The 20,318-nt window shown below is 41.1% G+C and carries 19 protein-coding genes; 11 read left to right on the top strand and 8 right to left on the bottom strand.

Annotation, left to right across the window (positions count from 1 at the left end; translation table 11 throughout):
* Positions 1 to 5 precede the first annotated feature (5 nt).
* Together ACWM1W_RS04220 and ACWM1W_RS04215 are read left to right on the top strand one after the other, a co-directional pair.
* The gene (locus ACWM1W_RS04220) at positions 6 to 272 is read left to right on the top strand and encodes a hypothetical protein (RefSeq protein ID WP_228301720.1); all 267 of its coding nucleotides are present in this window, start codon (positions 6 to 8) and stop codon (positions 270 to 272) included.
* Positions 273 to 836: 564 nt separating this feature from the next.
* Positions 837 to 1,277 carry a universal stress protein gene (locus tag ACWM1W_RS04215; protein WP_005234607.1) on the top strand — a complete coding sequence of 147 codons (441 nt, stop codon included), beginning with the start codon at positions 837 to 839 and terminating at the stop codon, positions 1,275 to 1,277.
* A gap of 38 nt (positions 1,278 to 1,315) precedes the next feature.
* Here the strand turns inward: ACWM1W_RS04215 and ACWM1W_RS04210 are convergent, their stop codons facing one another.
* Together ACWM1W_RS04210 and ACWM1W_RS04205 are read right to left on the bottom strand one after the other, a co-directional pair.
* A complete protein-coding gene (locus ACWM1W_RS04210) occupies positions 1,316 to 1,612 on the bottom strand; it encodes an MGMT family protein (protein WP_375725720.1) in 297 nt (98 codons plus the stop codon).
* A gap of 65 nt (positions 1,613 to 1,677) precedes the next feature.
* Entirely contained in the window at positions 1,678 to 3,177 is a 1,500-nt protein-coding gene (locus ACWM1W_RS04205; protein WP_208462439.1) for a cation:proton antiporter, read from the bottom strand.
* A gap of 225 nt (positions 3,178 to 3,402) precedes the next feature.
* Between ACWM1W_RS04205 and ACWM1W_RS04200 the strand changes: the two genes are divergently transcribed.
* Both ACWM1W_RS04200 and ACWM1W_RS04195 read left to right on the top strand, forming a co-directional pair.
* On the top strand, positions 3,403 to 3,957 hold the full coding sequence (locus tag ACWM1W_RS04200; RefSeq protein WP_208462440.1) for a hypothetical protein: 555 nt from the start codon (positions 3,403 to 3,405) through the stop codon (positions 3,955 to 3,957).
* Between the two features lie 126 nt (positions 3,958 to 4,083).
* Entirely contained in the window at positions 4,084 to 5,235 is a 1,152-nt protein-coding gene (locus ACWM1W_RS04195) for an IS4-like element ISAbe18 family transposase (RefSeq protein ID WP_004646736.1), read from the top strand.
* Between the two features lie 50 nt (positions 5,236 to 5,285).
* On the opposite strand, the gene ypfJ is transcribed toward ACWM1W_RS04195, so the two are convergent.
* On the bottom strand, positions 5,286 to 6,188 hold the full coding sequence (gene ypfJ / locus ACWM1W_RS04190; RefSeq protein WP_208462441.1) for a KPN_02809 family neutral zinc metallopeptidase: 903 nt from the start codon (positions 6,186 to 6,188) through the stop codon (positions 5,286 to 5,288).
* Between the two features lie 48 nt (positions 6,189 to 6,236).
* On the bottom strand, positions 6,237 to 7,163 hold the full coding sequence (locus tag ACWM1W_RS04185; RefSeq protein ID WP_461603306.1) for a DUF808 domain-containing protein: 927 nt from the start codon (positions 7,161 to 7,163) through the stop codon (positions 6,237 to 6,239).
* A 189-nt stretch (positions 7,164 to 7,352) separates the two neighbouring features.
* On the opposite strand from ACWM1W_RS04185, the gene trpS reads away from it, so the two are divergent.
* Complete coding sequence (gene trpS, locus ACWM1W_RS04180) at positions 7,353 to 8,366, top strand: tryptophan--tRNA ligase (protein ID WP_208462443.1); 1,014 nt, start codon at positions 7,353 to 7,355, stop codon at positions 8,364 to 8,366.
* Positions 8,367 to 8,718: 352 nt separating this feature from the next.
* On the opposite strand, the gene ACWM1W_RS04175 is transcribed toward trpS, so the two are convergent.
* Positions 8,719 to 10,170: a capsule assembly Wzi family protein gene (locus ACWM1W_RS04175; protein WP_375725713.1), complete on the bottom strand. Its 1,452-nt coding sequence runs from the start codon at positions 10,168 to 10,170 to the stop codon at positions 8,719 to 8,721.
* A gap of 271 nt (positions 10,171 to 10,441) precedes the next feature.
* Positions 10,442 to 11,968: a lysine--tRNA ligase gene (gene lysS / locus ACWM1W_RS04170; protein WP_175967059.1), complete on the bottom strand. Its 1,527-nt coding sequence runs from the start codon at positions 11,966 to 11,968 to the stop codon at positions 10,442 to 10,444.
* Between the two features lie 386 nt (positions 11,969 to 12,354).
* Between lysS and ACWM1W_RS04165 the strand changes: the two genes are divergently transcribed.
* Positions 12,355 to 12,849, top strand: a complete 495-nt coding sequence (locus tag ACWM1W_RS04165) for a YqiA/YcfP family alpha/beta fold hydrolase (RefSeq protein WP_208462444.1) — start codon at positions 12,355 to 12,357, stop codon at positions 12,847 to 12,849.
* Between the two features lie 39 nt (positions 12,850 to 12,888).
* Here ACWM1W_RS04165 and ACWM1W_RS04160 read toward each other — a convergent pair whose 3' ends face one another.
* Positions 12,889 to 13,431 (bottom strand): adenine phosphoribosyltransferase, encoded by a 543-nt coding sequence (locus ACWM1W_RS04160; protein ID WP_034170440.1) that lies wholly within the window; start codon positions 13,429 to 13,431, stop codon positions 12,889 to 12,891.
* 476 nt (positions 13,432 to 13,907) lie between these two features.
* On the opposite strand from ACWM1W_RS04160, the gene rubA reads away from it, so the two are divergent.
* The 5 genes from rubA (at position 13,908) to ACWM1W_RS04135 (ending at position 18,089) form a co-directional block, all read left to right on the top strand.
* A complete protein-coding gene (gene rubA, locus ACWM1W_RS04155; protein WP_034170439.1) occupies positions 13,908 to 14,072 on the top strand; it encodes a rubredoxin RubA in 165 nt (54 codons plus the stop codon).
* A gap of 88 nt (positions 14,073 to 14,160) precedes the next feature.
* Positions 14,161 to 15,339 carry a rubredoxin reductase RubB gene (rubB, locus tag ACWM1W_RS04150; protein ID WP_208462445.1) on the top strand — a complete coding sequence of 393 codons (1,179 nt, stop codon included), beginning with the start codon at positions 14,161 to 14,163 and terminating at the stop codon, positions 15,337 to 15,339.
* Between the two features lie 57 nt (positions 15,340 to 15,396).
* Entirely contained in the window at positions 15,397 to 16,335 is a 939-nt protein-coding gene (estB, locus tag ACWM1W_RS04145) for an esterase EstB (RefSeq protein ID WP_034170437.1), read from the top strand.
* A 13-nt stretch (positions 16,336 to 16,348) separates the two neighbouring features.
* Positions 16,349 to 17,257, top strand: coding sequence for a LysR family transcriptional regulator OxyR (gene oxyR, locus ACWM1W_RS04140; protein ID WP_005234587.1), 909 nt, complete (start codon positions 16,349 to 16,351; stop codon positions 17,255 to 17,257).
* 403 nt (positions 17,258 to 17,660) lie between these two features.
* On the top strand, positions 17,661 to 18,089 hold the full coding sequence (locus ACWM1W_RS04135) for a DNA-binding response regulator (RefSeq protein ID WP_228301721.1): 429 nt from the start codon (positions 17,661 to 17,663) through the stop codon (positions 18,087 to 18,089).
* 48 nt (positions 18,090 to 18,137) lie between these two features.
* On the opposite strand, the gene ppk1 is transcribed toward ACWM1W_RS04135, so the two are convergent.
* Positions 18,138 to 20,219: a polyphosphate kinase 1 gene (ppk1, locus tag ACWM1W_RS04130; protein ID WP_005234583.1), complete on the bottom strand. Its 2,082-nt coding sequence runs from the start codon at positions 20,217 to 20,219 to the stop codon at positions 18,138 to 18,140.
* Positions 20,220 to 20,318: the final 99 nt, after the last annotated feature.

Genomic DNA, 20,318 nt, shown 5'->3' with positions numbered 1-20,318 from the left:
TGAAGATGACGAAATTCAAAATATACCTAAGCCTGCTCCTATTGAGTTTTACAAGTTTAGCCACTGCAACTGTTATTTATCCAAGCAGCAGATTTTTAGGATGTGAAGATGTAAAGGATCTGGCTCAAGAAGTCATGCTCTTTAGACTCAAAGGTGCACCTCAGAAATGGATGATTCAGCAAATAAAGCAGCACTACGGTACAGAGAATGATCTCCATGCTCTGATTGGTATAAAACTTACTGAAAAAGCGTTTAAATATGAAATACTATAAGATCAGTTTGAACGCTCAACCTTAATTAAAAATTTTGCAATTGATCACTATAATGAATGTGAGAAATCCATTTCAGATCATGATCAATCTAAACAAGAAAATAACGGTATTACCCCACCCTCGGAAAGGGAAATTTTAGAACACTAAAATTATGCTGATAGAAGCTTACTATTAGAAATAGCAGGCTATCTTTATGCAGTTTGATAGATTTTTTATTATTAAAATCTCAATTTTAAACCTGTCCCTACAGTTTTATATAACAGGGATTTTTTGAATCTAAAATTACAGGTAATAATACATTATTAAAATTAGATGGCTTTCTTAACCTAGTTCATTAATATTCTAAAATCATATTATTTTAATCTTAAAATATAATTATAAATCAAAAACTTATAAAATATACCAACCATTAAAAATTATTGCTTTGTTAAACATAATACTGAGGTATTTACTTGGTTTTATTTTTATAAAATACGCGCTATGATCAAAGTATAAACAACAATTCGTACACGATTTTAACGCGTCATATTTTTATAAAACTTATTTCCGATAAGGAGAATTCTAATGTCATTTGAACATATTTTAGTACCCGTTGACGGTTCAGAAACTTCCTACGCTGCAGTCGATAAAGCCGTCGAAATTGCCAAAGCATTTAATAGTAAAGTGACAGTGGTTCAGGTGCTGGCACTTGATCCCTATATCGCTGCTGAATACATTACAGCAGCTCAAACCAATGATCTGGTTGAACGTGCCCGTACCGCGATTTTAAAAACACTTGACGAAGCAAAAGCAAAATTTGCTGCGGCAGGTATTGAGGCAGAGACTCAGTTACTTGAAGGTCAGGTGATTTATAGCGAAATTGTCAAGGCAGCTGAATCCTTGAATACTGATCTGATTGTAATTGGTTCACATGGCCGTACTGGATTTAAGAAACTGTTCCTGGGAAGTGTTGCGCAAAGCATCTTGGGACAGGCCAATGTTCCTGTAATGGTCATCCGTAAGTAATAAAAAATCCCCACTTCAATCAAGTGGGGATTTCTCTTTCAAACAAATCCATCCCATTGAAACTGCTTTAAGCTGACCCAATTTCCAGCACATAAAATCCCTTCTGCGCCTAATTTTTGCTGTTGAATATTATGTCCATATTCATCCAGTTTATTGAGACTGATCTTACCTTGAGCATTCAGGACACGATGCCAAGGCAAATCGGTTTCTGTATCAAGCTGACTTAAAACCCTACCTACCAGACGTGCATGTTTAGGCAAGCCAGCCAGCTTAGCGATCTGCCCATAAGTCGCTACTTTCGCATAAGGAATTTGGCTAACCACACTCAGAATCATTTGTGCCATTTCCTGGCTTGCACTTGATGTCATAGGCTTTCAATCTTGATAGAAAATTCTAATAATTAGAAATTCTCCGGATTCTCTAAACGCTTCACTTCCTGTACTTTGTCAGGATGATGCACTGTTGCTACTCCATCTGCATCTTTCTTATCAATCAGCATTTCTGGCTGGAAGATGGTGATGGTTTCATTTCCATTTGCATCCTCCCCTACAATATACTGAAAACCGCGACGGTTCATTTTGTGGCACATCCGCTGATACCAGCCTTTAAAACCTTGGGTTTCTTCATTCGGGTTGTAATAAAAGGCATTCATTACGGCTGGCAAACCTAGGCCACAAACCACCCCTGAAAGAAGCACCACAATAAAGGTATATCCAATCAGAATACTGCTATATGCTTCCAGTTGTGGAATATTGGCCACTGCCAGAATCAGGGCTAAGGAAATCCCGCCACGTACACCGCCCCAAGACAGAATGGTTAAACTGCCGTTATAACTCTTCTTGCTCATTCTAGGGAATAATGCAAAAGACAGATGGTTGGCCAGGAATCGCGCCAAATGCAGAATTATGAAAGCAACAATTCCGCCTAGAACCAGACTGGTGCTTAGATCAATAATGAACAATTCCAGGCCGATCAAGGTGAACAGGAAGGAATTGATAATCCCCTCTACCGTATGCCAGAAATGGTTTACATCACCGATATCTGCATCAGCCAGAATTTCTTTCCATTTATTACCGACAATCAAGCCGCCTATTACACAGGCAATTGGTGCAGAAGCATGCGCCAGTAAAGCAACCAGATATGAACCACAAGCCAACAGTGCAGTAGTTAATATCAGTGATTCCATTTCATGCTTACCGCGCAGAATACGTAAAATCGCCAAACCAAACCCAATTCCGATCAAGACTGCCACGACAATTTCATAAAGCAATGTTTGCAGGACGGCGAGTAAGGTAAAGTTTTCACCTTGCAGTACATTTAATAAGGTCATAAATAATGCAATACACATGGCATCATTAAACAGCGACTCACCTTCCAGCTTCACGATCAAATGATGGGGTGCGCGTACCGAACTGAGGACACCTTTAATCCCAATTGGATCCGTTGCTCCGAGCGCAGCACCTAGCAATAGTAGAACCAATATATCGACATGGTTACCAATCAGAAACTGATAACCGTACAGCGCAATACCAAAGAAAACTGCACAGAAAACCAATGCCAGACTGGCCAGAATACCAATCGGCCGCCAGTGATTGCGTAAATCTGAAACCTTAAACTTCAATGCGGATGAAGTCAGAATAAAACAAATCACACCATTAATCAGGAAGTCATAAAAATCGACATGGCGAACTGCTTTCTCAATATTATCAATATTGATGCTAAAAAATGGATTACCCTGTAACAGGCTGGCACACCATTGCAGGATAAATACAAAAATAGCGGAAACAATCGGCACACCAATCGCTTGAGGAAAACTTAGAACACGTTTGTTGAACATGGTAGTGGCAATTGACAGAGCAAAGACCACCGTCAACAGTTGTAAAAAAAAGAAACTTCCCATTAGGTTTCCTAAGATTTGGCAATTTGCATCCGTGAGCTGAAAGATTTACTTGAAATATAAGTTTAAAAAAACAGTATATTTTAGCGGATCAAGTTTAGTCCCATTTTTTTTCGAATTAAGTTAAGTTTCTTTTCAATATTCACAACTGATGATTTAACATACAGTCTTAAAGTACTTTATTGCTCATCTCTCATCTCTCTTCTTTCTATTTAGAAATTTTCTCCTATGCATCAAACTGTCAAAACCATATTCCGTCTATGTCTCGCTGCTGTCATTTTTCTGGTCACACTTTCCTTGATGTTCACCTGTGTTGCCAAAGTTCAGGAAATCCTGAAAGCAGATCAATATTATCAGCAAGCTGTGAGCATTCCTTTAAAAAGCAATACCAAAGCGCAATATGTACTGGTGTCTAATAAACAACGTCCAGACAATGCGATGTTTATCCTGATTGCGGGAAATGGTTATGTAGCAAAAATCAGCTGTGAGCATTATGCTGCCCTATGTACTGATGACTACAATCAGTCACATACCCGGCAGATTCAGAATGTTAATTTAGTAAAAGTGAGAAATTATTTTTATATTGAAAATATTCAGTTCCAAGATAGTCGAACTGGTCAGATCACTAAACTTAGCTATTCCAAAAATGAATTGAAGCAATTTTATAATAATGACATCAGCAATTTAAAATATATTCTCTTTGCGATTTCGCTATTTGCGTTGGCTGCCTTATTTGTCAGTATCAAGATTTTGAAAAACTTCCGTCGTTTTCTGGAAAAATAACTATTCAATCATTAGGGGAGCATTTGCTCCACTGCTGTCCCATAGTTTGCTTTAAATAAAAAAACCTGAGTCCTAACAGTTAAAATATGAGTGCATACAAACACTTTAACGACCAGGACTCAGGTTTTGTCACATCAGAATACCGTATTTCATGAGCTAATTAAACCTGTTGTGCGACAGGATTTTGAACAACTTGCTAAAGTACACCATGTTGGACAGAAATTTAGAGCGGCTTCCCGGTGGGATCAGTTTATTGCCATATTGATGTCTCAATTCTCTTGTAGGCAAAGTCTGAGAGATATTCAATCCAATTTGGAGTGCCAACAGGAAAAGCTAAGTCATCTCGGAGCAAAGTCTATTCCCCGAAGCACGCTGGCACGAATCAATGAGCAGCAGCCTGCTGCCTTGTATCAACAGCTATTTTACAAGTTGCTTAAATACTATGAACACTCAAAAGTAGCTCATAAATTTCGCTTTAAGAATCCCTTGTATTCCTTGGATGCCAGTCATATTGACCTGTCGCTTTCCTTATGTGAATGGGCCAAAGTTCACGACTCAAAAGCCAGCATGAAACTCAGTATAGGATTGAATCACAGCAATGATATTCCTGAGTTTGTTGCAGTTGAAAATGGCAAAGAAAATGACATGGTACAAGGCCGCAAATTCCAGTTTCCTGCTGGCAGCATTGTAGTTTTTGATAAAGGCTATGTCGATTACCAATGGTATGCAAATCTGACTGCTCAAAACATTGGATTTGTCACACGTTTTAGGCCTAAATCTGTGTATCAGGTGATCCAGCAACATCCAGTGCTTGAATCCAAAGGTATTCTAAAAGATGAAACCATTCAGCTGAATAGCGCACATGCCCTAAAAAGAAAAGCCCCAGTGTTAAGAAGAATTGAATATAGAGATCAGCAAAGTGGCAAGCACTTTAGCTTTCTCAGCAATAACTTTCATTTAGCCGCCTCTACCATTGCGGCGATTTATAAAGATCGTTGGAAAGTTGAGCTGTTCTTTAAGGCGATTAAGCAGAATCTCAAATTAAAAGCGTTTCTAGGCCGCAGCAGGAACGCAATTCAGACACAAATCTGGATTGCGATGATCGCCTATTTATTGGTGAGTTTCGCTCAACATTTAGGAAAAACAGGTTGGACAGTTCAACGTTTACTCAGAATAATTCAAGTGAATTTGTTTGAAAGAAGAACTTTAAAAGCTTTATTTTCACCCGATAAAATACCCATAAAACAAGAGGAAGCTCAAATGAGCTTCCTCTTGTGAAAAATTGTGGGACAGCAATGGCATTTGCTCCCCTTTTTTGATCTTTAATTTTAGATATTTTGATTAAAAGTATCGCAAGCAGCCATCTGACCTGATTTCAGGCCGGTATTAAACCATTTTACCCGCTGTGCACTGGTACCATGCGTAAAGCTGTCAGGTACGACATGGCCTTGTGCCTTTTTCTGCAGATAGTCATCACCGATCTTGTGTGCCGCATCCATTGCTTCCTGCACATCACCTTGCTCCAGGAACTGAGTACGCTCATGGTTATGATAAGCCCATACCCCAGCCAGACAATCTGCCTGTAGTTCTTGACGTACAGAAAGCTGATTGCCCTGAACTTGAGTGGCTTGTTGACGTGCCTGCTGTACCTGTGAGGAAATACCTAAAATGGTCTGGATATGATGACCCACCTCATGCGCTACCACATAGGCTTGAGCAAAATCGCCTGCCTGATCATTGCGAGATAACTCGGTTGAGTTCTGTTCCCCGCTGATTCCCATTTGAGTACGCATATCTTTAAAGAATGCTGTATCAATATAAACTTTCTGGTCTGCCGGACAATAGAAAGGTCCCATGGCCGATTGCGCCGTACCACAACCAGAATTTACTACCCCACTAAATAGAACCAGCTTAGGTGCAGTATATTGCTGGTTCAGCTGCTGCTGAAATACTTGAGACCAGGTATCTTCTGTATCGGCAAGGACAGTTCCTACAAAATCGATCGCTTCTTGCTGCTCTGGCGTTGGATTTTCCAGACCCCGTGTTTCTGCACTAGAAACACCTTGAGTGACCTGCTTGGTGGTTTGATAGGCTTGCTGTGGATCGACACCAAAAAACTTCCAGGCCACGAAAGCAATAATCAACCCGAGAATACTGATTCCACCGGCTTTGGCACCACCGCCACGACGGTCTTCTACATTGCTACTAACACGACGTCCTTTCCAGCGCATAGTGAGATTCCTTATAGTTTAAAGTCAGCTTATTTTAACGGGCCTAATTTATACCTGCTTTGGTTTCGATCTGATTTTTTGAATAAAGCCAATCAAGATAAATACAATTAACCCTGCCACAAAACCAATCACCAGATTAATTAATGTAGGCGTAACAGCCCCTACGATACTTCCTAGGCTAGGAATATGCTCTACATACTCAACTGAATCTTCAGTGAAATGATGAAACCATGGAATGGTATGTGCAATAATCCCGCCACCGACCAAGAACATCGCAATCGTACCTACAATCGTCAGGGTTTTCATCAATTTAGGGGCAAAAGCCAGTAATCCACGGCCTATACTTTGCTTGAAGCTAGATACCTGCTTAGCCAGGTACAAACCTAAATCATCAATTTTAACAATCATGGCAACGAAGCCGTACACCCCGACTGTCATTAATATGGCGATCCCGGCCAGTACGATGACCTTGGTGGTAAAAGCTGCGGCTGCCACGGTGCCCAAAGAAATCACTACAATTTCCGCAGACAAAATAAAGTCAGTTCGGATTGCACCCTTAATTTTCTCTTTTTCAAATGTGGCCAAATCGGTTTCGATCGTAGTGAATTCAGCCTCAGCGTCTTCTTCAGTCTTGGCTTTTTTATGCTTTAAGCTATGCAGAACTTTTTCTACGCCTTCATAACAGAGAAACAAACCGCCAATCATCAGTAAAGGATTGATTAACCAGGGCGCAACCACACTAATAAGTAAAGCCAAAGGAACAAGAATCAGTTTATTAATAAAAGAACCTTTCGCTACTCCCCACACTACAGGAAGTTCACGTTCTGCCCGTACACCACTGACTTGCTGGGCATTTAATGCCAAGTCATCTCCTAAGACACCTGCTGTCTTTTTTGCAGCCATCTTGCTCATCACGGCAACATCGTCTAAAACAGTCGCAATATCATCCAATAATATTAATAAGCTGCTCGCCATTCTTGTTATCCTTATCATCTTTAGACATATTTTAATGAAAATATTTAAAAAATATTGTATTCACTTGTTTAATTAATAAGATTTTTTTACTACGACTTTTTTTCTGGCTGACATTCAAAAACAGAATGCCGTACAATGTGGCCATTCGTTAAAATATAGATGTAGTACAGACTACTTTTGGAATAGATAATGAGTAATCAAGATAATCGTCCAGTAATCTTGACTGGCGACCGTCCTACCGGACAGCTTCACCTTGGCCATTTTGTCGGTTCATTACGCTCTCGCGTAGGTTTACAAGATTCTCACCATCAACATTTGTTACTCGCTGATGCTCAAGCCCTGACAGATAATGCAGATAACTTTGAAAAAGTACGTCGCAATATTATTGAAGTGGCGACAGATTATCTGGCTGTCGGCATTGATCCAACCAAAACTACAATCTGTGTTCAGTCTTGCCTGCCAGCCTTAAACGAATTGACTATGCTCTATCTGAACTTTGTGACAGTTTCACGTCTAGAGCGCAACCCGACCATTAAATCAGAAATTCAGATGCGTGGTTTCGAGCGTGATATTCCTGCAGGTTTCTTATGCTATCCAGTGGCTCAAGCAGCAGATATCACAGCCTTTAAAGCCACTGTAGTTCCGGTGGGCGAAGACCAGATTCCAATGATCGAACAGACCAATGAAATCGTACGTCGCCTTAACCGTCAGATTGGCCGTGAATTACTGCCTGAATGTAAGGCGCTGCTTTCTAATGTGGGACGCTTACCAGGTTTTGACGGCAAAGCGAAAATGTCTAAATCATTAGGCAATACCATTGTTCTAGATGCTTCTGATAAAGATATCAAAAAAGCTGTCAATGCGATGTATACCGATCCGAATCACCTGCATATTGAAGATCCAGGCCAGGTTGAAGGCAATGTGGTATTTACCTACCTGGATGCTTTCGACACCAATAAAGAAGAACTGGAAGAACTGAAAGCACATTATCGCCGTGGTGGTTTAGGTGATGGTACGGTGAAAAAACGTCTGGAAGGTATTCTGAAAGAGCTGATCGGTCCGATTCGTGAACGTCGTATGGAACTGACTAAAGACCCGGATTACATCATGGATATTTTGAAAACGGGTACAGATAAATGCCGTGATATTACACAGGCCACTTTAGATGAAGTGAAAACAGGCTTAGGCGTTTTCCATTTCTAAGATAAACAATATTTAAAAAGAAGCCCTTCATATGAGGGGCTTCTTTTTATGTAAGTCCAAAATGCGCAAAAATAAGGCACGTTTCCACACAGATTCTTCATAGTTTTAACCTTACTTAACATCTATTAACATGAATACTGATGAGTCACATGAGAATGAGTCCTAATATACTTACATATAGTAAGGAATCAAATTTAACTCTCTCCACAGTTAATCTTGATTTAGTTTTAAAAGAAACTTCCTTTTTCTACGCAATGACAACCCCAATCATTGCGTTTTTTTTGTCTGTAATTTTTGAAAATATAAAAAAATCCTGCCAGATGAGCAGGATTTTGTTGTTGGTTCTTGAATATTAATATTTGAACAGGCTTTTTTCTAATGGAATTTCAATTCCAATAGAAGCACCGCCATCCTGACCATTTACATCTGAGTCACTTATCCAGGCATTAATTTTAAGTGGCATTTCTGGACGAATATAATGCGACCAGGTGACATCTAATGCTTTAATTTCATCATCAAAAGCAAAAGCAGCATTATTTGCACTTGCACGTGCAGACTGATTGACTTCAGCAAACAATACCCGTCCTGATAAGCGGTTCATCGGATCAACACGGATATCACCACCTACTGAAACCATCTGCGCATCACCACCTAAAGGATGTGCCAACGGATAACCATGCTGATAAAAGCCATCAGTATAATTGGTATGGCTATAAGAAATACCGCGCACCTTGCCGTTAGTCCGTGTATCTGCCCATTCTGTATAAAGTTGATATGGCATATTTCTTACAGTTGCAGAATAGTCTATCCCAGCCAGATACATTTTCTTCGCAGGGAGGCTACCTGCTTCATCTTCACCAACATATTGCCCATAGAAGCCTATAGGCACCTGTGTCAAAGGAAACAGATTCAGACGTGCATCAAAACCAGCAATCTGGTTTGATGGGTCAGGTTTACCCGTACCACCATTATCTTTATTCCCGACAAAAGCATCCCATAATGAACTTAAGCTTTCAGGACGTCCTTCCCCCCCCCATTGAACCGCACGAGAAGCACCTAGCTCCAAGTAAGATAAAGGTTGAGCAGTTACACGAAGACCAATAAGTTTGGCATCTGGAACGGCAGTATAATCATCCAATTGTCCTGCAAAAGCCTGATATTGCCACGGTCCAATCCAGGACAGCCATTTAGTTTCAAAAGCGGTTTGTTCTGCACGCTGTGCCATAAAACCATATACTGGGCGGCTAGCATCGCCACGAATCAAGCTGCCATCATGTCCTGGACCCCAATAGGTCGGAATTTGGCCAGCAATCAGCCATTGATTCCAGAGTTTCCCTGCTAGATAAGATCCTTCCAGATTTACATCCTGATCATTCTCAATTTGTCGATCTTTTTCGGCATTAACCCGGATCTTGGCATCCCAGTTTTCGCCACCTGCATTAAACTCTAAAGCTGCCTGAAATTGTGCCTTTTGCTGATCGCCAAAGGCTTGAGGAATATCTTTTGGATCACTTTCCGCAAATAAGCCTACTTTGAGCTGCTGATTGTCTGCTGTTAATTTTGCCAGAACTGAATCAATAACACGTTGTTGTACTTTGTTACTCACTTGTGCATTGGATAGAGCACGTTGAATTTCATCCCCACTGAGCGGCCAGGTCGAGGTACTGATCTGGATCACCCCTTGCTGGTTTAACCAGTTCAAGTCAGTACGAAGATTTGCATCATTCAGAACCAGCCCTTGAGCAAAAACAGGAAGCGAAAGCGTCGTAAGAAGTGCACTTAATAATGGTTTTTTTAGAAACATGGGATCAATATTCTCAAGTTTATTTTTGCCTAACCATAGATATTTCAAAAACAATATTCAATGGCGAAACTGTATCAGTATAATATGAAACCCTAGATTTAATTGACTTTTAAAATAAAAAATCGCTTCAAGAAATGAGATAGAAATACAAAAATGAAATCACAAATGTAAAAAATAGAATGAAATAATGCTGGTTTTTAATTTTATTTAAAATAAATACTGAACACATAAAAAAGGCAGTTTTAAAAACTGCCTTTTTTCGAATAAGTCATTAGTGTTTATGACGCATATGCGGGAATAAGATTACATCACGGATACTTGGAGCATTCGCAAAGATCATCACCAGACGGTCAATACCGATTCCTTCACCTGCTGTAGGAGGCAGACCATATTCCAAGGCTTCAATGAAGTCAGCATCATAGTGCATTGCTTCATCATCACCCGCATCTTTCTCAGCGACCTGCGCCTGGAAGCGTTCAGCCTGATCAATCGGGTCATTTAATTCCGAGAAACCATTTGCCAGTTCACGACCACCGATAAAGAATTCAAAACGGTCTGTAATATGCGGGTTTTGATCATTACGGCGTGCTAATGGTGAAGTTTCTGCTGGATATTCAGTCACGAATGTAGGCTGACGTAGTTGAGTTTCTACCGTTTCTTCAAACACAATTGTTTGCAGTTTACCCAGACCAAAACCTGGTTTTACCTGTTCTTTCAGTTCGTCCTGAATAAATTTTGCCAGGAACTCACTGTCATTGACATTTTCTGGAGTGAACTGTGGATTGTGCTCAAGAATGGCATCAAACATTGAAATTTTCTTGAATGGCCCTTTGAAGCTAAAGACTTCATCGCCATAAGGCACATCAGTGGTACCCAGAATATCAATTGCCAGTTTTTCCAGCATTTGCTCAGTCAATTCCATCAGATCTTTGTAGTCTGCATACGCCTGGTAGAATTCGATCATAGTGAATTCAGGGTTATGACGAGTAGAAACACCTTCGTTACGGAAGTTACGGTTAATTTCGAATACGCGCTCGAAACCACCCACAACCAGACGTTTCAAATAAAGCTCAGGTGCAATACGCAGGAACAATGGCATATCCAGCGCATTATGATGCGTTTCAAATGGACGCGCAGATGCTCCACCTGGAATCACGTGCATCATCGGGGTTTCAACTTCCATAAAACGTTTGTCATTCAGGAAACTACGAATACCGGCAACAACTTTGGCACGAACTTCAAAAGTTTTACGGGTTTCTTCATTCACGATCAGATCAAGATAACGCTTACGATACTTCACTTCAGTATCAGTCAAACCGTGGAACTTGTCTGGAAGTGGACGTAATGATTTTGTCAGTAATTCAAAATGTTCGATATGAACATACAGGTCACCTTTACCAGAACGACCGATATAACCTTCAACTGCAATGATATCGCCCAGATCTAGGCCTTTGATCGTTGCAAGTACTTCTGGCTCAAGCTCTTTGCGTGGAACATAAAGCTGAATACGACCGGTCATATCCTGAATCACGATGAATGAACCGCGGTTCAACATCACACGACCTGCTACTTTTACATGAACGTGTTCGCCAGCTTCAATTTCTTCTTTAGATTTATCAGCAAACTGGTCTTGTAAGTCTTGCGCATAATGTTCACGTTTAAATGTGTTTGGCCATGGGCTAACACCAGTTTCTTTTGCGTGGTCTTGAATCTGCTTTAACTTGGCATGACGCTGTGCAATTAAATCGTTTTCGGAAATGATTTGTTCAGAAGTCGATTGAGCGTTATTTTGCGTCATCTCTGCCTCGGATAAGATTAGTTAAAAAATAGAAGTTGCATAGAATAGCAGAAATCTGCATCAAATCGTAGCGTAAAGACTTCCCACACGCGGCTTTTCTTGAGAAAAATTTCTGGATATATGAAATTCTTAAAGGCAAATGATTTGCATTATTTTCAGTTTCGAATTTTATGATTGGTTTTTTAAAATATTGCCAAACTTTTATTAGATGAAAGTCCAAGATCCCAACCTTCTGCACAAATTATGCCTTTATATCCAGTATCAGCTTAGACCAATAGCTAACTGCTTCCTCAAAATAGACGTTTTACAATAATGACCATATTAGAAGGTGGTGTTTTAACACCCTGACCACGACTTTGCCATGTCCGATAAAAATGAGTAAAAATATGTCTAAAATATTGTTTTTTCATGGCTTGGATTCGTCAAAACAGTCCACGAAATTTCATGCAATTGATTCAATGCATAAATATTGTATAGATGTGGATTATCGCAATCTGAGCTACCAGTCGGTAGCCGATTTCTACCACGAAATGGTTGAAACCATTAAACCGGATATTCTGGTCGGACACAGTCTGGGCGGTTATTGGGCGCTAAAAATGTCACAAGCTCATCAGATCCCTTGTGTGATCGCGAATCCTAGTTTACAACCGAATTTCCGCGATGATTATCCTGCGATTTGTGACAGTGATTTGCAGCATGATATTCCGCAAATGGCCTATCTGGAATTAGGTGATGAAATTCTGGATATGCATGCAGCACAAGCACAGCTTGAAGATTATATGCAAATTCATGTCATTGAAGGTGGTCATCATCGTCTGGAATATCCCGAACAGATTAACGACCTGATTCAGGAAATTGAATATCATTTTATCCGGCAATAAAAACGCCCCAATAGTTGGGGCTTTTTTGATCATCCAGACTTAAGCAACTGCAGCTTCAGGCTGAGATTTATCGTCAAGTACTGACCAGATGTCCAAGCCTAATTCACCGTGTAAATCTGGCAGATCAAGGAAGATGCTCGCACCTAGAACCTGATGCTGACATTTTTCAGCCAACTCATGTACTGCTTTTAATGTACCGCCAGTTGCCAGAACATCATCCACAATAATCACTTTTTGTCCTTGAACTTCTGCAGACATTTCCAGACGGTCCAGACCATATTCAAGGCTATAACCTACACCTACCACTGGAGGCGGCAATTTACCTGCTTTACGAACCAGTAATAAGCCTTTGCCCGTAAGCTGCGCCAACAGGCTTGCCAGCACAAAACCACGTGCTTCCACTGCCACAAAGCTGTCTACTTCAGCTAGCTTTTCTTCAGGAATGCTGGCAATCAAAGCCTCAGTTAATGGCCCCAGATTATTCATGAATAATGGAGTCAAATCGAAGAAACAAATGCCTGGTTTTGGAAAATTCTGGACAGTACGAATGTGAGACCACAGAGTAGTAGACAAATTGCTCATGGGAGATCTTTAAACAAGGAAGGGAATAGCTGAATTTTAAACTAAATTAACAATGTGTAACAACAACGACTGTGCAATAATAAAGCAAAAAACAATAATAAGCAATTGATTTACATAACTAAATTTATTTTAAAAATATTTAATAAAGACTTTGCTGAGTCTAAGTTATCTGATTTTAATCATATTTTCTGCCCGACTTTGGTCTACAACTTAAAATCTAAGCCAGAAGAGTGTTTATAAAACTAAAAATACAACTCTTTGCCTAACCTTAAATATATTTCTAGTAATGAAATATCTAGAGACTGACCTTTCTGCTGTTAATTTCACTGATTAAACTTTTATTCGCTTTACTTTATGAATAGAACTGCGTAAAAATTTAGCCAAATATGTTTACTATTAAAAGTCATATTCTTTAGGGTCTTGCCATTTGTGGATTTTAAGCTGACAGCTACAGTTGGTCAGTTTTGGAGAGTTATATGAAAAAATATCAATGCATCGTTTGTGGATGGATTTATGACGAGGCAGAAGGTTGGCCTGAGGACGGAATCGTTCCTGGAACCAAATGGGAAGATATTCCTGATGACTGGACTTGTCCGGATTGTGGTGTTTCTAAAGTCGATTTTGAAATGATTGAAATCTAATCATGTTCTTTTAAAGACCATATTGAATGGTCTTTTTTATGTCCTTTATACCTGAAAAAAACTAATTTAAAAAAGCATGGAGAATCGTATGCATCCTATCGTCATCATTGGTTCGGGCATGGCGGGTTATGCTGTTGCACGTGAGTTTCGCAAACTCAACCCAGACCATGAACTTTTCATGATTTGTGCTGATGATGCGACTAATTATGCAAAACCTACGCTTTCTAATGCTTTAGCAGGAAACAAAGCACCAGAACATATCCCTTTGGGTGATGCAGAAAAAATGTCAACGCAGCTGAAAATGTGCATCGAAAAAAACACTTGGGTCAAAGCGATTCATCCTGAACAGCATCAGCTCACTTTAGAAAAAGACGGTCAGGAAAGCTCACAGGATTATTCTAAATTGGTGCTGGCTGTGGGTGCTAATCCAGTACGCCTGGCCATTGCTGGTGATGCGAGCGACGATATTCATATGGTGAATAACCTGACTGACTATAAAGCTTTCCGTCATAATCTGGCAGCCCGTGAAGATAAACGTGTGGTGATTCTAGGCGCAGGCCTGATCGGCTGTGAATTTGCCAATGACTTGCAGCATACTAATCATCAGGTCACCGTGATTGATCTAGCACCCCAGCCTTTAGGTCGCTTATTACCAGCTCATGTCGCAGATGCTTTCCAGCAAAATCTTGAAGAGACGGGCATTCATTTTGTACTGGGGACAACAGTCGAAAAAGTCTCTAAAGTTGAAAATGGTGATTATCTGGTCACACTTGCCAATGGCCAGTCGGTAGTTGCTGATGTGGTGCTGTCTGCTGTGGGCTTACAGCCGAATATTTCTGTCGCAAAAGAAGCCGATATTCACACCAGTCGCGGGATTCTGACAAATACAAAACTAGAAACCAATCAACCGGACATTTATGCAGTAGGCGACTGTGCGGAAGTAAATGGAATGCTTTTGCCCTATGTGATGCCAATCATGCAGCAGGCCCGAGCCCTATCTAAAACATTGAATGGTGAACATACAGCAGTCCACTATCCAGCGATGCCTGTAGCGGTCAAAACCCCAGCTGCGCCATTGACTGTCCTTCCTGCTCCGGTTGATGTCGAAGTAACTTGGGAAAATGAAGAGTTTGATGACGGTATGCTGGCCAAAGCCTTTGATGCCAGCGGTACTTTACGTGGTTTTGTCCTGCTTGGTGCCACTGCTGCCAAACAACGCCTGGCATTGACCAAGCAGGTTCCTGACTTGATTCCAGCTACAGTTTAGATGTTTAATACAAAGGACATTTTTTAAGCGAAATGTCCTTTAATCAGGAAATATATCATGCATAGTGCCCTGCAGTTCAATCATTCTCCGTATACCGCTTTCATGCGTGAAACCAAGGTCGATCTTGGCAATGGCATCGAATTGCACGTAGAAGTCGGAGGAAATCCTGAACACCCGACTATTCTGCTAATTATGGGGCTTGGGGCACAGATGCTGTACTGGCCGGACTTCTTCTGTAAATCCCTCATTGATCAGGGCTATCATCTGGTGCGTTTTGACAACCGGGATATTGGTTTATCTTCCAAGATTCACCATAAAGAGCCTCGCTTAAACACTTTAAAAATGATGAGCCGTTTTGTACTGGGTTTAGGCAATCAGGGCGCGCCTTATACACTGTATGATATGGCAGATGATGTACATCTTCTGATTGAAAAAATGGGACTGGGTCAGGTCTATGTGCTCGGTGCCTCTATGGGCGGCATGATTGCCCAGATTCTGGCCGCACGTTATCCTGATAAAGTTAAAAAAATGGGCTTACTGTTTACCAGTAATAACCAGCCACTGTTACCCCCGCCTTTTCCAAAGCAACTCTTTAGTTTAATTGACAAACCCGCTTCCACAGATGAAGATGGCATTGTTGATCATAGCTTGAAACTGTTTAACATTATTGGCTCGCCGGGTTATGTGAATCATCTGGAAGCGATTCAGACCGCCCGTAAGCTATATAAGCGAAGTTACCATCCAGCGGGTGTACTTCAACAGTTTTTAGCAATATTATGTACAGGTTCATTGCTGCAACTGGATAAGCAAATCCAACAAGAGACCCTGGTGGTTCATGGTGCTCGTGACAGATTGCTGCCTCCTAGTCATGGTAAGGCTGTTGCAAAAGCAATTTCAGGGGCTAAATTTGAATTAATTGATGGAATGGGGCATGATATCCCTCCGCATTTTATTCCATATCTTAGCGAATTATTTGCTGATCATTTTAAATCATAAACATTAGGACACTATGGCTGCATTACCATCCCTAAGACAGCTGTCATACCTCGTAACACTGTCTGAGACGCTGCATTTTACAGAAGCTGCTCGCCGCTCATTTGTTACCCAGTCAACTTTGTCTGGCGGTATTATGGAGCTGGAGCGTTTACTCGGTGGCGTTCTTGTTGAACGCGATCGCCAGAATGTACGTTTAACGCCGCTTGGTGAACAAGTGGTTGCACGTGCCCGTGTTCTACTGGCTGATGCTCAGGACTTAATGCGTTTAAGTCGTGAAATGAGTGAACCATTAACCGGTGATCTGCATCTTGGCGTTATTCCAACCATTGCCCCTTTCATTCTGTCGCAATTTCTGGATGAAGTGCATCAGCAGCTACCGAAAATCCAGCTACATTTACATGAAGCTCAAAGTGAGAAAATTGTAGAGAAACTGGAGCATGGTAATCTGGATATGGTAGTGCTAGCGCTGCCTTTCGATACCCGTAGCCTGAAAGTTGCTGAAATTGCCAAAGAGAATCTGTATCTGGTACATCACAAATCTGACCAGAATGCGGCTCAAGCCAAATCTCTGGAAGATCTGGACCTGTCTCGCCTGATGCTTCTGGAAGAAGGCCACTGCTTGCGTGATCATGCATTGAGTGCCTGTCCAATTGGTGAGCGCAAAAATGATCATCGCCTGAAAGCAAGTTCATTACCGACGTTGATCGAAATGGTGTCTGCTGATCTTGGTTTTACCCTGTTGCCAGAAATTGCACTGCATACCAATATGATCAAAGCCAATCCGGATCTGCGTATTAATCCAATCAATGCTGCACCAAGCCGTACTCTGGCGTTGGTCACTCGTAAGAGCACACCGCTACAAAGCGAATTCGATGTGTTATTACAAATTTTGCAAAAAATTACTGCCCATGATGCAGCTTAATTAAGCCCTAAGAAAACAGGAGCACTTAGATTGCTCCTTTTTTTATTGCCTGTGTCTTCTGATAAAGTAAATTTTTATAAATTCAGTCAATTAAAATGATCTAAAAACCAATTTTTCAAACTTTAACTATTTATAATATATAAAGATTAAATCCCTATTTCTTGGGATTGGCATTAAGACTAAGTTAAGCCAAAATACATCTGTATATTAATTACTCTCAGGATAAGATTTCTTTGGCCTCATTTTTGCCCGCACCCGTATTATTGGTGTAACCTTATCCACCACCGCTCTCTTCTAATCTTGATCTTGCATTGCTACAGCTCGGTTATCAACCGGATATGCTGTCTCCTATACCGATCATCTGTCTGCTCAATCCCATATTGAACAGTATCTTCCCAATCTAGTGCTATATGAGATTCATGAGAAAGCCCAACTCAATCATCTGTATACGGTTCAAACCCGGATCCAGATTCCTCATCTGATTGCAGTTTTAGCTGATGATTCACCTGAAATGATTAATTTATTCTTGTCATCTGGCGTGGATCGATATCTGATTGCATCGCATCCTGTTTCAAAAATAGTAGCAAGCCTGAAAATCATCCTACGAGGTGGTTCCGATTTACATCCTGAATTAGCCCGTTATTTAGTGAGTCAGGAAACAAAAATACATTTTTTAAATCAGACTGAAGTACAGATTTTAAAGTATTTCAGCCAAGACCTGACTTTGGCCGAAATTCAAAACAGATTAAGTCTGCACGATTACCAGATTTATGCTGCTATTCGTAAAATCTATCAAAAACTCGAGAATCCATTTATCCATTCTCAAAATTAACAAAATATAAAAAAGGCTGAATTATCAGCCTTTTTAGTTTGCATAGAGTTATTTAAAGGTTTCCAGCAAGGTACGCTGTGCATTATGCGGTTGTTCACCTTCTGCAACTTGGGCACGCACCCAGGTTCCATCTCCTTGTAACAACCAGGCCTGCTGATTGTCTTTCAGGTAATTTAATAAACCTTGCTGGTAAATGCGTTTCTTCAATGTTTCATCTTCAATCGGGAAACAGGCTTCTACACGATTAAACAGGTTACGATCCATCCAGTCCGCGCTTGAGCAATAAATGCGGGAATCGCCATTATTGCTAAAATAAAACACGCGTGTATGTTCAAGGAAACGGCCGACGATTGAACGTACCCGGATATTCTCTGAAAGTCCCGGCAAGCCTGGACGTAGACAGCAAATCGAGCGGATAATTAGGTCAATCTGTACGCCCGCTTGTGAAGCCTCATAAAGTTTATTGATTAGTTGCAGCTCAGTTAAAGCATTCACCTTCACGATAATCTGAGCTTTCTTGCCCGCTTTGGCATTGGCAATTTCATTATCAATATAGTTGATGAGCTGGGCATGCAAGGTAAATGGAGCATGGAGCAGCTTTTTCAGCTTGGCCATTTTCCCCATTCCCGTCAATTCCTGGAAGATACGATGCACATCTTCACACAGATCTTTGTCTGTGGTTAACAAGCCATAATCGGTATAAATCCGTGCATTGCCCGCATGATAATTTCCGGTTCCTAAATGCACATAACGCACCAGCTTGTTATTTTCTCGGCGTACCACCAGAATCATTTTGGCATGGGTTTTATAGCCAACAATGCCATAGACCACGACAGCCCCCGCCTCTTGCAGTACGTTGGCAACTGCAATATTGGATTCTTCATCAAAACGTGCACGTAGCTCGATGACTGCAGTCACTTCCTTACCGTTACGGGCCGCTTCTGCCAGCACCTGCACGATCTCGGAATCTGGACCACTGCGGTACAGTGTCTGCTTGATCGCCAGCACCTGAGGGTCTCGTGCCGCTTCACGTAACAGCGTAATCACTGGAGCAAAAGATTCAAATGGATGATGTAGCAAAATATCCTGCTTCTGCATGGCACTGAAAACATTTTCAGATTTTTTTAGTACTTTAGGCAGAATTGGCGTATGTGAATCATAACGTAAATGTGGACGTTTGAAGTTGGACAGTAATCGCGCCAGATTAACTGGTCCTGCGACTTTATAGAGCTGGTCTTCATCCAGATCAAATTCTTCCAGCAAATATTCATAAATATGCTGCGGACAATTTTCAGTCACTTCCAGACGGACTGCACGACCAAAACGGCGCGAACTTAGCTCGCCTTTTAAGGCTTTGGCCAGGTCTTCAACATCTTCATTTAAGGCTAGATCGGCATTCCGGGTAACACGGAATTGGTAACATCCCGTCGCGGTCATGCCCGGGAACAGGTCAGACACATGTTCATGAATGATGGCGGATAACATCACATGATGTTCTTTACCATCAGTCAGTTCATCAGGTAAACGCACCACACGCGGCAATGAACGTGGCGCAGGAACAACCGCAAGATCAATCTGACGGCCAAAGGCATCTTTCCCTTCTAGCGTCACAATAAAGTTTAAAGATTTGTTGACCAATCGTGGGAATGGATGTGCCGGATCAAGGCTAATGGGCGTTAAAACTGGCGCAACCTGCTCCTGAAAATATTTTTTCACCCAGGTCGATTGTGCCGGTGTTAGCTCTCCACGACGCAGAAAACAGATATCTTCCTCACGCAGTTTCGGCAAAATCTCTTCATTTAAAATACGGTACTGACGTTCAATGGCGGCATGCGCAGTTTCGGCAATCTGTTCTAATACTTGTTTTGGCGTCAAACCATCCGGACTGCGACTTTCATTGCCCAAATCCAGTTGTTCCATGACGCCAGCCACACGAATTTCAAAAAACTCATCCAGATTACGTGAAAAAATCAAAAGAAAGTTCATGCGTTCCAGCAAAGGATGCAGAGGATCGACCGCCTGTTCCAGCACTCGCAAATGGAAATCCAGAATAGACAGTTCACGATTAATGTAACGATCATTATAAGTATATTCGGTTGGTGCCGAAGTCGTACTGGCTGCCGTATTCATATCAAACCTACGCTATTTTCAAGTCTTGCTTATTGCTTTTAGTATGCTTCAAATTAATGACATTTTCATAAAAAAAGCCCAAATATTTGGGCTTTATCT

It is taken from the genome of Acinetobacter sp. TW_SC_4 (assembly GCF_054861205.1).
The sequence above is the reverse complement of the archived record's forward strand: the minus strand, read 5'-3'. Positions and strand labels throughout refer to the sequence as shown.

Coding starts and splice junctions, on each gene's coding strand:
- ACWM1W_RS04220 (WP_228301720.1), top strand. CDS start 6: ATGACGAAATTCAAAATATACCTAAGCCTGCTCCTATTGAGTTTTACA.
- ACWM1W_RS04215 (WP_005234607.1), top strand. CDS start 837: ATGTCATTTGAACATATTTTAGTACCCGTTGACGGTTCAGAAACTTCC.
- ACWM1W_RS04210 (WP_375725720.1), bottom strand. CDS start 1,612: ATGATTCTGAGTGTGGTTAGCCAAATTCCTTATGCGAAAGTAGCGACT.
- ACWM1W_RS04205 (WP_208462439.1), bottom strand. CDS start 3,177: ATGGGAAGTTTCTTTTTTTTACAACTGTTGACGGTGGTCTTTGCTCTG.
- ACWM1W_RS04200 (WP_208462440.1), top strand. CDS start 3,403: ATGCATCAAACTGTCAAAACCATATTCCGTCTATGTCTCGCTGCTGTC.
- ypfJ (WP_208462441.1), bottom strand. CDS start 6,188: ATGCGCTGGAAAGGACGTCGTGTTAGTAGCAATGTAGAAGACCGTCGT.
- ACWM1W_RS04185 (WP_461603306.1), bottom strand. CDS start 7,163: ATGGCGAGCAGCTTATTAATATTATTGGATGATATTGCGACTGTTTTA.
- trpS (WP_208462443.1), top strand. CDS start 7,353: ATGAGTAATCAAGATAATCGTCCAGTAATCTTGACTGGCGACCGTCCT.
- ACWM1W_RS04175 (WP_375725713.1), bottom strand. CDS start 10,170: ATGTTTCTAAAAAAACCATTATTAAGTGCACTTCTTACGACGCTTTCG.
- lysS (WP_175967059.1), bottom strand. CDS start 11,968: ATGACGCAAAATAACGCTCAATCGACTTCTGAACAAATCATTTCCGAA.
- ACWM1W_RS04165 (WP_208462444.1), top strand. CDS start 12,355: ATGTCTAAAATATTGTTTTTTCATGGCTTGGATTCGTCAAAACAGTCC.
- ACWM1W_RS04160 (WP_034170440.1), bottom strand. CDS start 13,431: ATGAGCAATTTGTCTACTACTCTGTGGTCTCACATTCGTACTGTCCAG.
- rubA (WP_034170439.1), top strand. CDS start 13,908: ATGAAAAAATATCAATGCATCGTTTGTGGATGGATTTATGACGAGGCA.
- rubB (WP_208462445.1), top strand. CDS start 14,161: ATGCATCCTATCGTCATCATTGGTTCGGGCATGGCGGGTTATGCTGTT.
- estB (WP_034170437.1), top strand. CDS start 15,397: ATGCATAGTGCCCTGCAGTTCAATCATTCTCCGTATACCGCTTTCATG.
- oxyR (WP_005234587.1), top strand. CDS start 16,349: ATGGCTGCATTACCATCCCTAAGACAGCTGTCATACCTCGTAACACTG.
- ppk1 (WP_005234583.1), bottom strand. CDS start 20,219: ATGAATACGGCAGCCAGTACGACTTCGGCACCAACCGAATATACTTAT.